Source organism: Kitasatospora sp. NPDC096077, from assembly GCF_040303245.1.
Taxonomy (GTDB): domain Bacteria; phylum Actinomycetota; class Actinomycetes; order Streptomycetales; family Streptomycetaceae; genus Kitasatospora.
The window spans coordinates 80,706-93,359 of the sequence record NZ_JBEOSV010000001.1; the positions used below are offsets into that span (position 1 = coordinate 80,706).

Sequence of the window (12,654 nt, forward strand, 5' to 3'; positions counted from 1 at the left end):
GCGATGCCGCGGGTGAGGCCGCCGACGACGCGAAGGAGACACGAGTGCTGGGCATCAACGAGCCCTCGGGCCAGGGCTGGCCCCAGTTCGCCGAGTTCGTGATCGCGCTGGTGCTGTCGAGCGCGATCGGCCTGGAGCGGGAGATCCGGCAGAAGGCCGCCGGGCTGCGCACCTACACCGTCGTCGGCCTGGGTGCGGCACTGTTCACCCTGGTCAGCAAGTACGGGTTCAGCGACGTGCTGCGCACCGGGCAGGTCGAACTCGACCCGTCCCGGATGGCGGCCCAGATCGTGTCCGGGCTCGGCTTCATCGGCGCCGGGGTGATCTTCGTCCAGCGCGGCTCGATCCGCGGCCTCACCACCGCGGCCACCATCTGGCTCACCGCCGCCATCGGCTCGGCGGCCGCGGCCGGACTGCCGATACTGGCCACCGTGGCGACGGCCGCCTACTTCCTGGTCGCCTCCGTGCTGCGCCCGCTGACCCACCGCCTGCCCCAGCTGCGGGCCCGTCCCGCCACCTGCCGGATCAGCTACCTCCAGGGGAGCGGCCTGCTGCGCGACCTGATCACCGGGATCACCGAGGAGGGCTTCTCGGTGACCGAGCTGACCACCGTCGTCCCCTCCAACGGCGGGCAGGGCCTGCTCGGCCCATCCCTCGAGCAACCGCCGGCGGTGCCGGACGACGACGGCCGGATCACGGTGGTGTCCGTCACGGTCGAAGGCCGCTCCGACCTCGCCGCCCTCACCGAACGCCTGTCCCGCATCCCCGGCGTCCTGACCTGCTCGGTCAGCCGCCCGGAGGACTGACGCCCTCGCGTCGCCCCCGGACGTGAGCACGGCGGGCCGCCGACGAGCGACCCGCCGTGCCGACCGGAGCCACTCCGGCCCCTACCTGCCTCCGCCCCGGCCGCGGCCCAGCCGCACCCCGCCGAACAGCCGCACCCCGCCGAACAGCAGGGCGGCGACGAACAGGACGATGCCGATGACGAGGAGCCACAGCAGGCCCTTCACCAGGACTCCGACGAAGCCGAACACCACCGCGACGAGCAGGATCACGAGGATCAGTGCCATGTCCGCTCTCCTCCTTCCGCTCTATCCGCTCCTTCCGTGAACGTCCCCCATCAGTCGTGCCGCTTCAGGGCACCCTTCACCTGGTCCGCGGCGCCCTGTACGGCGTCCTTGACGTCGTCGGCGGCCTGCTTGACCTTCGACTCCACCTGGTCGGCCCGGCCCTCGCCCTTGAGTTCCCGGTTCCCGGTCAGGTCGCCGGCCTTCTCCTTCGCCTTGCCGGCCAGTTCCCGCGCCTTGTTCGACAGGTCACCCATCGGTTTCCTCCAGTCCTCGGTCGACGGTGCGGCGGCACCGCACTCCCAACACCGTTTGCCCGGTTCTGGGGCTTTCATTCCCCTTCGATCGCTCTCCAGTGCGAGGAACCGGACGGCGGGATGCGGAGCAGGTCGGTCGAGACCGCCCAGAGGTGCTCGGCGATGGCGGGGTCGAGTGCCCATTCCTTGACACCGTGCGGGTGGTGCGCGAGGTCAGCGTCGTTCGGCACGGTGTAGGCCTCCCGCGAGTCGTCGAGGTAGTGGCCTCCGGAGCGGGCGAACTGCGGGGCGACGGCCGCGACCAGGGTGGTGGCGGCTCCCTGCTGGACCGTCTTGTACGTGAAGACTCCGGCGGCCTCGGCCGCATCGAGTGACGCCTTCTGCTGCGCGGTGAAGTTCCGCTGCAGGCCCGTCGCGACGCCGCCGGGGTTGACCGCGTTGGCGACGATGCCGTCGGAGGCCCACAGCCTGGTCGCCTCCACGGCGAACAGGGAGTTCGCCGTCTTCGACCGGGCGTAGGCGATCTGCGGGTCGTAGGCGCGCCGCTCGAAGTGGAGGTCGTCGAAGTCGACACCGGAGCGCATGTGCGCCGTGGAGCTGACCGAGACGATCCGCGCCCCGTCGCGCTCGGACGCTCCGCGAGCCAGGGCGTCGTGCAGGCCGACGGCGAGGCCGAGGTGCCCCAGGTGGTTCGTCGCGAACTGCAACTCCCAGCCCTCAAGGGTTCGTTCGAGGCCGCCGGTGACCACGCCCGCGTTGTTGACCAACAGGTGGAGCGGGCCGCTCCACGCGGCGACGAACGACGCGACGGAGCCCCGGTCGGCGAGGTCCAGCCGGGCGACCCGGGGGCGGATCCCTCCGGTCGAGCTCTCGATCGTTCCGGCCACGGCGTCACCCGCGTCCGTGTTCCGCACGGCGAGCGTCACCTGCGCCCCGGCCGCGGTCAACGCCCGGGCCGTCTCGACCCCGATCCCGGAGGAGGCTCCCGTCACGATCGCCCGGACTCCGGTGAGGTCGACGCCCCGGACCACCTCATCGGCCGTACTGGACGCGGTGAAGGACGTGGAGAGTGGCACGTGAGCCGTCATGACGGCGACGCTATACAAACTGAACCGAACTTGTACAGTGAGGTTTCCCGCTCCTATGCTCGCCTCATGAGCAGCCCCGAGGCCGACCCCCTGCCATCGCCCACCACCGCCGCCACCACCACGGACCGTCGGACCGTCGTGCTGGACTCCGCTCTGGCCACGTTCGCGCGATACGGCTACCGCAAGACGTCGATGGAGGAGGTGGCGCGGGTGGCGCGCATCTCCCGCCCCGGGCTCTACTTCCTCTTCTCCTCGAAGGAGGCCCTGTTCCGCGCCGCGGTCACCCAGGCCCTGTCGCGCGACCTCATGGCGGTCGAACACATCCTGGCCGACACCGGCCGCCCCCTGGCGACCCGCCTCCTCGAAGCCTTCGACCGGTGGGCGGGCCGCTACGTCGGCCCGCTGGCGCGCGATGTCGTGGTGCTGATCGAGGACAACCCCGACCTCCTCGGGGAGATCGCGGAGACCGCTCCGCGACGCTTCGAGGAGCTGATCACCGACGCGATCGCCGTCGAGTCGGGACACGGGACGGCCACCGCCGTCGCACGGACCGTGATCAGCACATCGATCGGCCTGAAGTACCAGGCCGGGTCGCGGGAGTTCTACCTCGAACGCCTGAAGGTCGCCATCGAGCTCCTGGTGCGCTGAAGGTTCACGGCTGCGGGCGACCACGCCGCAGGGGCCCCTGCGGCGTGGGGTGTCGTGGGGGGCGGCGGGTCAGGCGGTGCGGAGGAGGGTGAGCAGGCGGGTGACCTCGGTGGTGACCGCGTCGCGGCCGGCGCCGAGGTAGCGGCGGGTGTCGACCAGGTCCCGGTGGGCGTCGAGGGAGGCGCGGACGGCGGCGGTGAAGGCCTTGTTGAGGTGGGTGGCGATGTTGACCTTCGTCATGCCGTGCCGCACGGCGGCCGCGAGGTTCTCGTCGGCCACGCCGGAGGAGCCGTGCAGCACCAGGGGCACCGGGACGGCGCGGTCGAGGGCGGCTATCAGGTCCAGGTCGAGGACGGCGTCCCGGGTGAGCATGGCGTGCGAGCTGCCGACCGCGACGGCGAGGGCGTCCACGCCGGTGCTGGCCACGAAGGCGGCCGCCTCGGCCGGGTCGGTGCGGGCTCCGGCGGCGTGGACGCCGTCCTTGCCGCCGACCTCGCCGAGCTCGGCCTCGACCCAGACGCCCTCCGCGTGGCAGCGGGAGACCACCTCGGCGGTGGCCCGGACGTTGGCCTCGTAGTCGAGTGTCGAGGCGTCGAACATGACGGAGCCGAAGCCGAGTCGCACGCCCTCGCCGACGAGTTCGACGGAGGTCACGTGGTCCAGGTGGACCGCGACCGGGACGTCGGCGGCCCGGGCGACGGCGAGCGCGGCCTGGCCGATCGGGGCGAGGGCGCCGTGGTAGCGCACGGCGTTCTCGCTGATCTGCAGGATCACCGGGGCTCCGGCCCGCTCCGCGCCGGCGACGATCGCCTCGGCGTGTTCCAGCTGGATGACGTTGAAGGCGCCGACGCCGTGCCGGCCGCGGGCGGCCGGTCCGACGATCGAGCCGGTGGCTACGAGGGGCATGGTGTTCCTTACCAGGAGGAGGCAGATGAGGGTGCCGGGTAGACCGGACGGACCGTCACCTGCGGCAGCAGCCGCCGGTGGTCGGCCGGGTCGAAGCCGCCGGCGAGCGGGGCGAGGACGGTGGCCGCGGACAGGGCCACGGCCTCGGCGAGGCGTTCGGGCCAGGGGGTACCGGCCACCAGGCCGGCGGTGAGCGCGGCGACGGCGGAGTCCCCGGCCCCGGTGGGGTTGCCGCGCACGTCCTGCGGGGGCCGGGCCCGCCAGTCGCCCTCGGGGCTGCTGAGCAGCAGTCCGCCGGGGCCGAGGGAGACGGCCACCGCCCGGGCACCGGCCGCGCGCAGCTTGCGGGCCCCGGTGAGCGGGGTAACCGGGCCCGCGGTGGCGGCGAGTTCGGCCGCGTTGGGCTTGACCAGCGCCGGACCGGCGGCCAGTCCGGCGAGCAGGGCCGGGCCCTGCGCGTCCAGGACGGCCGGGACGCCCGCCTCGGTCGCGAGGGTGATGAGAATGCCGTAGGCGTCCGGGGGGACGCCGGCGGGCAGCGAGCCGGACAGTACGACGGCCTCGGCGGTGCGCAGCAGCCGGCGGTAACGGTCGGTGAAGTGGGACCACTCGTCGGGGCTGATGACCGGCCCGGGTTCCAGGTAGACGGTGGCGTCGCCGGCCGCCTCCTCGACGACGGTGACGGTGCGCCGGGTCGCTCCCCCGATCGGGACGAACTCCTCGCGCAGTCCGGCCTCGGCGAGGTCGGCGCGCAGTTGCCGCCCGGTGGCGCCGCCCGCGAAGCCGGTGGCGACGGTGTCGTGGCCGAGCGCGGCGAGCACCCGGGCGACGTTGACCCCCTTGCCACCGGCCCGCTCGGCCACCGCCGCGACCCGGTTGCTGCCGTGCGGGACCACCCGGTCGAGGCGGTAGGTGGTGTCGATGGCCGCGTTGAGCGTGACGGTGAAGATCACCGGGCACCTCCGGGGGCGGGAACGGAATCGACGGCCAGGTCGAGGGCGAGCAGTGCCGCGCCCAGGCACCCGGCCCGGTGGCCGAGTTCGGCCCGGACCAGGCGCGGCGCGGGCCGGAAGGTCAGCCGGTCGGCGAGCGCCCGGCGGAGCGGGCCGAGCAGGTCCTCGCCGGCCCGGGCCAGTCCGCCGCCCAGGACGATCCGTTCCGGGTCCAGCAGGGTGGTCGCGGCGGCCAGTCCGTCGGCCAGCGCGTGCACCGCCTCGGCCCAGATCCGTACGGCCGTCTCCTCGCCGTCGCACAGCCCGCGGTGCACGGACTCGGCGGTGGCGTCGGGGCGGCCGGTGAGCCGGGCGTAGCGGCGGGCGAGGGCGGCGGCCGAGGCGACGGTCTCCAGGCAGCCCCGGTTGCCGCAGGCGCAGCGGTCGCCGTCGGGGCGGACGACCAGGTGGCCGAGTTCCCCGGCCGCGCCGATGGCGCCGGTGAGGGCCCGGCCTTCGTGCAGGACGGCGGCGGCGATGCCGGTGCCGACCGGGACGAAGAGGAAGGAGTCGCTGCCGCGGCCGGCGCCGAGCCTGGCCTCGGCGAGGCCGCCGGCCCGGACGTCGTGGCCGAACGCGACCGGCAGGCCGAGGTGTTCGGCCAGCCAGGGGCGGATCGGGACGTCCTGCCAGGCCAGGTTGACGGCGCGCAGGACCGTCCCGGTCCGCTCGTCGACCACGCCGGGGACGACGATTCCGGCGGCCCGGGGCGGGGTGTCGGACTGGCGGGCGAGGTCGACGAGGTCGGTGGCGCAGCCGAGGACGGTGTCGATGACGGCGCCGGGGCCACGCTCGGCGCGGGTGAGCCAGCGTTCGGACCGCAGCGGGGTGCCGTCGTCGGCGACGACGGCACCCTTGATCTCGGTGCCGCCGACGTCGAGGGCGATGACGGTCACGGCTGGGCGAGGATGATCGAGCGGGTGAGGTTGCGCGGCTGGTCCGGGTCGACGCCCCGGGCCTCGGCCAGGGCGACGGCGAGGCGCTGGGCGCGGATCAGTTCGGCCATCGGGTCCAGATCGGAGCCGGTGACGGCGGTCGCCCCGGTCGCCTCGACCTGGGCGAGCAGGCCGGCGGGCGGTTCGCCGAGGAACCAGACGACCCGGCCGGGGGCGCTGATGCTGACCGGGCCGTGCCGGTACTCCATGGCCGGGTAGGACTCGGTCCAACTGCCGGACGCCTCCCGGACCTTGAGGGCCGCCTCGTGGGCGAGGCCGGTGGTCCAGCCGGTGCCGAGGAAGGTGAACTGCTCGGCGCCGACCGCACCCTCGGGCAGGTCCTGGCGCAGGGCCCGGGCGGCGTGCTCGGGCAGGTCGGTGGCGACGAGGCCGAGGTGGCCGCGGAGCAGGGCCAGGGTGGTGGTGGCGAAGCGGGTCTGCACGACGGACTTCTCGTCGGCGAAGGAGAGGTCGACGACGGTGTCGGCCGCGCCGGTGATCGGGGTGTCGAGGTCTCCGGTGATCGCCGTGGTCGGGGTGCCGGAGGTGCGGTGGAGGGCTTCGAGCACCTCGGTCGTGGTGCCGGAGCGGGTGATCGCGAGCACCCGGTCGTAGCGGCGGGTGTGCGGGTGGGCGGAGGCGGCGAAGGCGTCGGTCTCGCCGAGGCCGCTCTCCTCGCGCAGGGCGGCGTAGGCCTGCGCGATGTAGAGGGACGTGCCGCAGCCGAGGACGGCGACGCGCTCACCGGGCTGGGGCAGGCCTTCGGGATTCAACTCCAGGGCACGGGACCAGCATTCGGGCTGGCTGGCGATCTCCGCGGCGACGTGTGACATGAAGACTCCTGCGCAAAGTTGCAGTGTTCTGCTTGAAGATGAGCACAACATAGACCAATCAATCAGAATTGAACACAGGCGATCGAGTGGCCGGGGCAGGTCGCAGTCGACCCACGGAACGTCCGACAACAGGTCCGACCAGGCCTTTGATCGAATTTCGATCGTGCGATACGATTCGATCGAAAATCACTGGCTACCCTGCGGCCAGGAACGACCCGGAGGAGACACCGTGGCCATCTCGGCGGAGGAGCGTCGGGCCCGCATCCTCGACGTGGTGCGTGAGCTGGGCTCCGTGCGCGTGACCGACCTCGCCGAGCGCCTCGGCATGCCCACCGTCACGGTCCGCCGGGACGTCGCGGCGCTGGCCGAGAGCGGCCTGCTCCAGCGCTCGCACGGCTCCGTCTCGCTACCGCAGGGCGCCGCCGCCGGCCACCGCCGCCCCGGTGGCGCCGGCCCGGTCGTCGGCCTGCTGGTCCCGACCGTGGGCTCCTACTTCGACGAGATCATCGAAGGCGCCCGGTCCGCCGCGACGGCGGCCGGCGCCCGTCTGGTGCTCGGCATCTCCCCCTACGAGGCGCAGGACGACCGCGCCCAGGTGGAACGCATCCTCGGCTCCGGCGTCGACGGCCTGCTGTTCACCCCGAACTGGCGCCCCGGCACCCCGGACGAGGGCGACTGGCTCACCAAGCTCCCCGTCCCCACCGTGCTGGTCGAACGCCGCGCGGCCGCCGGGGCGGTCGCCGCCGACCTCGACGCGGTCGTCTCCGACCACCGGCACGGCGTCCTGCTGGCCCTGCGCCACCTCGCCGCCCTCGGCCACCGGTCGGTGCTGCTCGCCGCCCGCAACGACACCTGGACCGCCCACGAGGTGCGGGCCGGCTACCGGGAGGCCGCCCGGCTGCTCGGCCTGGAGACCCATCCCGTCGTCGAGGTGCACCCCTGGGGCACCGACCCGATGGCCCCGGCCGACCCCGAGTGGCTCGCCGACCGGGTCGCCGAGCACGCCGAACAGGGCGTGCGGGCCGTCCTGGTCCACAACGACCGGGACGCGATCCAGCTGCCCCAACTCCTGCGCGCCCGGGGCCTGCGGGTGCCCGACGACCTGGCGCTGATCTCCTACGACGACGTCTTCGCCTCGCTCACCACGCCCCCGCTCACCGCCGTGGCCCCGCCGAAGCAGGCCGTCGGCACCGTCGCCCTGGACCTGCTGCTACGCCGCCTCTCCACCGGCGCCGACCTCCCGGCCCACCACATCGGCCTGCTGCCGTCCCTGGTGGTCCGCTCCTCCTGCGGCGCCCTGCCCGCCCGGGGCTGACGCCGCGCCGGCCGGGCGGAGGGCCGCTCAGCCGGGGCGGAGGGCCGCCGGCGGGCGGCAGCGTGCGCCCAGCAGGATCCGGGAGAGCGGGCCCGGGACGGAGTCGATCGCTCCTCGACTGCTCGCGGAACCGGGTGGGACGACGTGGTGACCTGGGCTGCGGTGGACGGTGCCCCGGTGCTCAGGCGTCGGCTTCGAGGGCGAAGGTGTTGCCGTCCGGGTCCTGGAACCACGCGATGCGTCCGCCGCCGGCCCGCGCGGTGATGCCCCTGGCGTCGTACGCCAGCCCGTCGTAACGGACGAAGTCGACGCCGGCGGCGGTGAGTTCGTCGACGACCCGCTCGATGTCCTCGACGTACCAGACCGCCACGGTCGCCCGCGCCGTCCCCGCGGTGCCCGACTGGTACACGTTCAGCGCCGGGCCGCCACCGGAACCGTAGACCCGGCTGCCGTCGGGGATGTCGGCGCTCGGACCGGCCCGCAAGGCCCGCAGACCCAGCTTTCCTTCGTAGAAGGCGACCGCGCGCCGGATGTCGGACACGGCGACCGAAGCGCGCAGGTGGAAGTCGCTCAAGGGCATGAGCCACCCTCCCACACCCGATCCGGTACCCGCTTGGCGAACCTGTACGACCACTGCTACCTTTCCGGAGGCCGTGCAGGAGAACGAGGAGGTGGTACCCGTGAACGCAGGATCGACATGGGTGCTCCCCTCCGGGGTCACGGTCGGGCGATAGGTCGTCGTCCGGGAGCGCCTTCTCTGAGCACTCCCGAAAGGCACCACCATGCACATCACTTCTGAGCAGCGTTTCGACGACGGCGTCGTCGAGCGCGAGTTCACCCTCGGCGAGATCCCCGGCATCCTCTGGACGCCCGCGTCCGCCTCCGAGTCCGCACCGGCGCCGCTGATCCTGATCTCCCCGCCGCCGCTCGGTCTGGCCAGGATGTACCCCCGGCTGGCGGGGCGGGCCCGGTACTACGCGGCGGAGTACGGCTTCGCCTCGGCCACCATCGAGCTCCCCGGGAGCGGTGAGCGTCCCCGTTGGGCCGCCGCCGACCAGGCCCGCGCCGACCTGCGCCGGGTGATGGAGGCCGGCGAGCCGGTCACCGGCGAGATCGTCGACGCCCTGATCCTCCCGCTGGTCGAGCGGGCCGTCCCGGAGTGGCGGGCGGCGCTCGACGAGCTCCTCGCGCTGCCCGCGATCGCCGGCCCGGTCGGGTACGAGGGGGGCATCATCTCCATCGGCGTCCGAATGGCGGCGGTCGAGCCGCGCATCGCCGCCGCCAACCTGTTCGCCGGGAGTCTCGTGCCCGCGGCCGTCTTCGAGGAGGCCCGGCAGGTCACCGTCCCGCTGCACGTCCTGCTGCAGTGGGACGACGAGGGGAACCCCCGGCAGGCGGCCCTGGACCTGTTCGACGCCTTCGGCTCCAAGGAGAAGACCCTGCACGCCAACATGGGCGGGCACACCGGCGTCCCGCAGTACGAGCTCGACGCCGGGGCCCGCTTCTTCGCCCGGCACCTGAGGTGAGGCCGGACCGCCGGGCCGTCAGCAGGCGGTAGGCGGTAGGCGGCGTCGGTGAGGACGCCGCTCGTCGAGGACGGGCGCGGGCCCTCACCGGCCCGCTGCACCGCGTGCCCCTGCCGAGTCGGCAGGGGCACGCGGTGTCCGAACCCATGGGCGCTGACCGACGCGGCAGCAGGTGAGGGTCGGCGACGGGATCACCGGAACGGGCTGGACGGGACGGGCCCCGGCTCAGCGGCTGGGTCGACCGTCGAAGGACAGCCAGGACCTCAGCGACCGCGCGCCCTGCGCCAGGAGCGGCGGCAGCGGGGCCGCCGACGGGTGCCAGGGCGCCTCGTACTCCCAGCAGACCCAGCAGTCCGGCGGCAGCAAGCGCAGGCAGTCGGCGATCGGCAGCCGGCCCGCGCCGAGCGGCAGCGGGGTGAGGTCGTCCGGGCCGGCCACGTCCTTGACCTGGACGTGGCCGAGCCGCCCGACGAGCGCGGCACGGGTGGCGGCGGGGGTCTCACCGGCCAGCCAGGTGTGCAGCAGGTCCCAGAGCGCGCCCGCCGCGTCGGGCGGGACGCCGTCGAGCAGCCGGGCCACGTCGCGTCCGGCGCGGTGCGAGTCGTGGGTCTCCACCAGCACCCGCACACCCAGCCGCCGGGCCTCCTCCGCGACCGCCGTCAGCCGGCGCACCGCACGGTGGTCGGCCTCGGCCGCCGGGCCGTCGCCGCCGTGCGGGAAGACCCGGACGGCCGGGCAGCCCAGGTCGGCGGCGAGGCGCAGGGACGCCCGGAGTTCGGCGAGCACCGGCCGGTCGTCGCCGGGGGCGGCCACCCCGATGTAGCCGGCGAGCGCGATCGGGGCGATCCCGGCCGCTGCCAGGGTGGCCGCGGCGGTGCGGCGTTCGGCCGGCGTCATCGCCGGATGGACCGACTCGCCCTGCGCGCACCGCAGTTCCAGCCCGTCCCAGCCGCTGTCGGCGGCGAGGCGGACGGCGGCAGGGAGGGCGAGCCCGGGCAGGCCAAGGGTGGAGAGGGCGAGCGGCATGGCGGCCTTCCTCAGACGGCGCGGACGGTGACGGACCCGGCGGCGAGCTCGGCCCGGTGGGCGGTGCCGTCCGGCCAGGTCACGGTCAGCCGGTGGCCGTCGCGGGTCGGTTCGGCGCGCACGCCGGGCGGGTCACCGACCGGCGTCGGCGCCGCGCTGAGGCGGCCCACGGAGACGAACAGGGACGGCCCCTCCCCCGTGGCGCCGGTCAGGACGGGCACGGCCGCGGCGGGTCCGAAGGCGGTGCCGGCGGGGGCGGGGTCGACGGCGGCCCGGGTGTAGCCGTGGGCGCCGGTGAGGTCGGCGTGCAGCCGTCCGTCGGCGCGGACCCGGGCGGTCAGCCGTTCGGTGCCGGCCTCGACGGTGGCCCCGGCCACCGCCCAGCCGCTCTCCCGCACCGCGCTCCCGGACTCGGCGCCGACCACCAGGTGGGCCCGGACCTCGTGGTGGCCCCGGGTCAGGGTGAGCGAGGTGACGCCCACTCCGGTGAGCGGTTGCCCTCCGCTGCGGGGACGGTGGGCGGAGGCGGCCCAGCCCGGGCCGGTGCCCAGCGGGCGGATCCGGCCGCGTTCGGTCGGTTGCCCGGCCACGACCAGGCCGAAGTGGTTGTCGGCCGGGCCGTCGTGGACGGGGGCGGTCGCGGTGGAGTGGGCGAGCCGGGCGTACAGCGGGTCGTCGGCGTGTACCTGGTCGGCGGGCTGGTCGTCGCTGCCGTGGTTGTGCAGCCGCACCAGGCCGTCGGCGGCGGTGGACTGGACCAGCCAGCCCGGTTGCGGCAACGGCGTTACGGTGTCGGCGCGTTCGGCCGGGCCGGGCTCCTCGGTCGCGGTCCAGACCGGGTGGTCGGCGGGGAGCAGCAGGCCGAGGAAGCCCTTGCTCGCCCAGTAGGGGGAGGCGGGGCCGGAGTACTCCTGGACCAGCGGCGGGTACGCGCCGTACCAGCCGAGCGGCAGCAGGCCGTCGGGTGTCACGGCGCCCCGGTCGAGGAAGTGGCGCAGCGTGCCGGAGGCGAGCCGGCGGGTGGTGCCGGGGCCGAGCGGGGTGTGGCCGGTGAGGGCGCCGGCCCACAGCGGGGCGGCGGCGGCGAACCGGTAGGTGAGTGAGCGGCCCTGGTGGACGGGGGCGCCGTCGGCGCCGAACAGCCGGGCGTAGCCGGTGAGATGGGCTTCGAGGCGGGCGCCGTAGCGGGCGAGCAGGACGGGGTCGCCGGCGAGGTGGGCGTGCAGGACGGGGTAGAGGTGCAGGGCCCAGCCGTTGTAGTGGTCGAAGGCGCGCGGGCGGCCGTCGGTGTACCAGCCGTCGCCGAGGTACCAGCGTTCGATCCGGTCCAGGCCTCGGTCGACGGCCGCTTCGGCGGCTTCGGTCTCGATGCCGGCCTCGGCGAGGAAGCCGCCGACGGTGAGCGGGAAGAGCCACCAGTTGTTGTCGACGGGGGTGTGCCGCAGGGCGCCGGCCAACCAGTGACCGGCGCGTTGGCGGACGGCGTCGTCGAGCCGGTCCCAGAGCCACGGGCGGGTCACCCGTAGGGCGAGGGCGACGGAGGCGGCCTCGACCATGGGCTGGGAGCGGTCGGCGACGGCGCCCCAGGACTCCGGGTCGCCGTCGGCGAGTTCGCGTTCCGGGGTGGGGTGGCGGGTGCCGGCGTCGAGGCCGGCGGCGTAGCGCTCCAGCAGGCCGTGCGGGTCGGCGCCGTCGGCTCCGGCTACGCGGAGGGCGGCGAGCAGGAAGGTACGGGCGTAGCCCTCCAGTCCGTCGGAGCGCGGTCCGGAGATGCTCGGGCGGGGGCCGGGGAGGTGGATCAGGCCCTGGCCGGGGCTGGCGTACGGGCGGACGGCGGCCAGCAGGCCGTCGGCGGCGGCCTCCCAGTGGGATCTGGTCCAGCCGGTGTACGGGCTGGTGCGGCGGTCCTCGGGGGGCAGGTGCATGGGGGATCCTTCGTCGGCCGGCTGACGCGCCGCCGAATCTAGGCAGATATCGATCACTCGTCAATGTTTCTGATCGAATGATCAATCGGGGAGATCGACCGAGAGCCCCAGGAGGCCCGGCCGATCGGCGATATCA

14 protein-coding genes are annotated in these 12,654 nt (G+C 74.5%); 4 read left to right on the forward strand and 10 right to left on the reverse strand.

Translation table 11 applies throughout. The features are described from left to right. The first annotated feature begins 44 nt into the window (after positions 1-44). Positions 45-806 (forward strand): MgtC/SapB family protein, encoded by a 762-nt coding sequence (locus ABTZ03_RS00350; protein WP_350510585.1) that lies wholly within the window; start codon positions 45-47, stop codon positions 804-806. 81 nt (positions 807-887) lie between these two features. On the opposite strand, the gene ABTZ03_RS00355 is transcribed toward ABTZ03_RS00350, so the two are convergent. The 3 genes from ABTZ03_RS00355 to ABTZ03_RS00365 form a co-directional block, all read right to left on the reverse strand. Then, positions 888-1,070, reverse strand: coding sequence for a hypothetical protein (locus ABTZ03_RS00355; protein WP_350510586.1), 183 nt, complete (start codon positions 1,068-1,070; stop codon positions 888-890). A 50-nt stretch (positions 1,071-1,120) separates the two neighbouring features. Beyond that, positions 1,121-1,324 (reverse strand): CsbD family protein, encoded by a 204-nt coding sequence (locus tag ABTZ03_RS00360; protein ID WP_350510587.1) that lies wholly within the window; start codon positions 1,322-1,324, stop codon positions 1,121-1,123. A 74-nt stretch (positions 1,325-1,398) separates the two neighbouring features. Next, a complete protein-coding gene (locus ABTZ03_RS00365) occupies positions 1,399-2,412 on the reverse strand; it encodes an SDR family NAD(P)-dependent oxidoreductase (protein ID WP_350510588.1) in 1,014 nt (337 codons plus the stop codon). Positions 2,413-2,478: 66 nt separating this feature from the next. Between ABTZ03_RS00365 and ABTZ03_RS00370 the strand changes: the two genes are divergently transcribed. Then, positions 2,479-3,060, forward strand: a complete 582-nt coding sequence (locus ABTZ03_RS00370) for a TetR/AcrR family transcriptional regulator (protein ID WP_350510589.1) — start codon at positions 2,479-2,481, stop codon at positions 3,058-3,060. A gap of 69 nt (positions 3,061-3,129) precedes the next feature. Here ABTZ03_RS00370 and ABTZ03_RS00375 read toward each other — a convergent pair whose 3' ends face one another. Genes ABTZ03_RS00375 through ABTZ03_RS00390 form a run of 4 tightly spaced genes read right to left on the reverse strand, consistent with a single transcriptional unit; the run spans position 3,130 to position 6,726 of the window. Further along, entirely contained in the window at positions 3,130-3,966 is an 837-nt protein-coding gene (locus ABTZ03_RS00375) for a class II fructose-bisphosphate aldolase (RefSeq protein ID WP_350510590.1), read from the reverse strand. An 8-nt stretch (positions 3,967-3,974) separates the two neighbouring features. Continuing rightward, positions 3,975-4,919 (reverse strand): 1-phosphofructokinase family hexose kinase, encoded by a 945-nt coding sequence (locus ABTZ03_RS00380; RefSeq protein ID WP_350510591.1) that lies wholly within the window; start codon positions 4,917-4,919, stop codon positions 3,975-3,977. Next, on the reverse strand, positions 4,916-5,854 hold the full coding sequence (locus tag ABTZ03_RS00385) for an ROK family protein (RefSeq protein ID WP_350510592.1): 939 nt from the start codon (positions 5,852-5,854) through the stop codon (positions 4,916-4,918). The genes ABTZ03_RS00380 and ABTZ03_RS00385 overlap by 4 nt, the downstream gene beginning before the upstream one ends. Then, positions 5,851-6,726: an SIS domain-containing protein gene (locus ABTZ03_RS00390; protein ID WP_350510593.1), complete on the reverse strand. Its 876-nt coding sequence runs from the start codon at positions 6,724-6,726 to the stop codon at positions 5,851-5,853. The genes ABTZ03_RS00385 and ABTZ03_RS00390 overlap by 4 nt, the downstream gene beginning before the upstream one ends. 229 nt (positions 6,727-6,955) lie before the next feature. Here ABTZ03_RS00390 and ABTZ03_RS00395 point away from each other — a divergent pair, with 229 nt between their 5' ends. Then, positions 6,956-8,041: a substrate-binding domain-containing protein gene (locus tag ABTZ03_RS00395; protein ID WP_350510594.1), complete on the forward strand. Its 1,086-nt coding sequence runs from the start codon at positions 6,956-6,958 to the stop codon at positions 8,039-8,041. 181 nt (positions 8,042-8,222) lie between these two features. On the opposite strand, the gene ABTZ03_RS00400 is transcribed toward ABTZ03_RS00395, so the two are convergent. Continuing rightward, a complete protein-coding gene (locus ABTZ03_RS00400; RefSeq protein WP_350510595.1) occupies positions 8,223-8,621 on the reverse strand; it encodes a VOC family protein in 399 nt (132 codons plus the stop codon). 202 nt (positions 8,622-8,823) lie between these two features. On the opposite strand from ABTZ03_RS00400, the gene ABTZ03_RS00405 reads away from it, so the two are divergent. Then, positions 8,824-9,567, forward strand: a complete 744-nt coding sequence (locus ABTZ03_RS00405; RefSeq protein ID WP_350510596.1) for a dienelactone hydrolase family protein — start codon at positions 8,824-8,826, stop codon at positions 9,565-9,567. Positions 9,568-9,792: 225 nt separating this feature from the next. Here ABTZ03_RS00405 and ABTZ03_RS00410 read toward each other — a convergent pair whose 3' ends face one another. Next, positions 9,793-10,593, reverse strand: coding sequence for a sugar phosphate isomerase/epimerase family protein (locus ABTZ03_RS00410; RefSeq protein ID WP_350510597.1), 801 nt, complete (start codon positions 10,591-10,593; stop codon positions 9,793-9,795). Positions 10,594-10,604: 11 nt separating this feature from the next. Next, positions 10,605-12,518, reverse strand: coding sequence for a DUF2264 domain-containing protein (locus ABTZ03_RS00415; RefSeq protein WP_350510598.1), 1,914 nt, complete (start codon positions 12,516-12,518; stop codon positions 10,605-10,607). Positions 12,519-12,654: the final 136 nt, after the last annotated feature.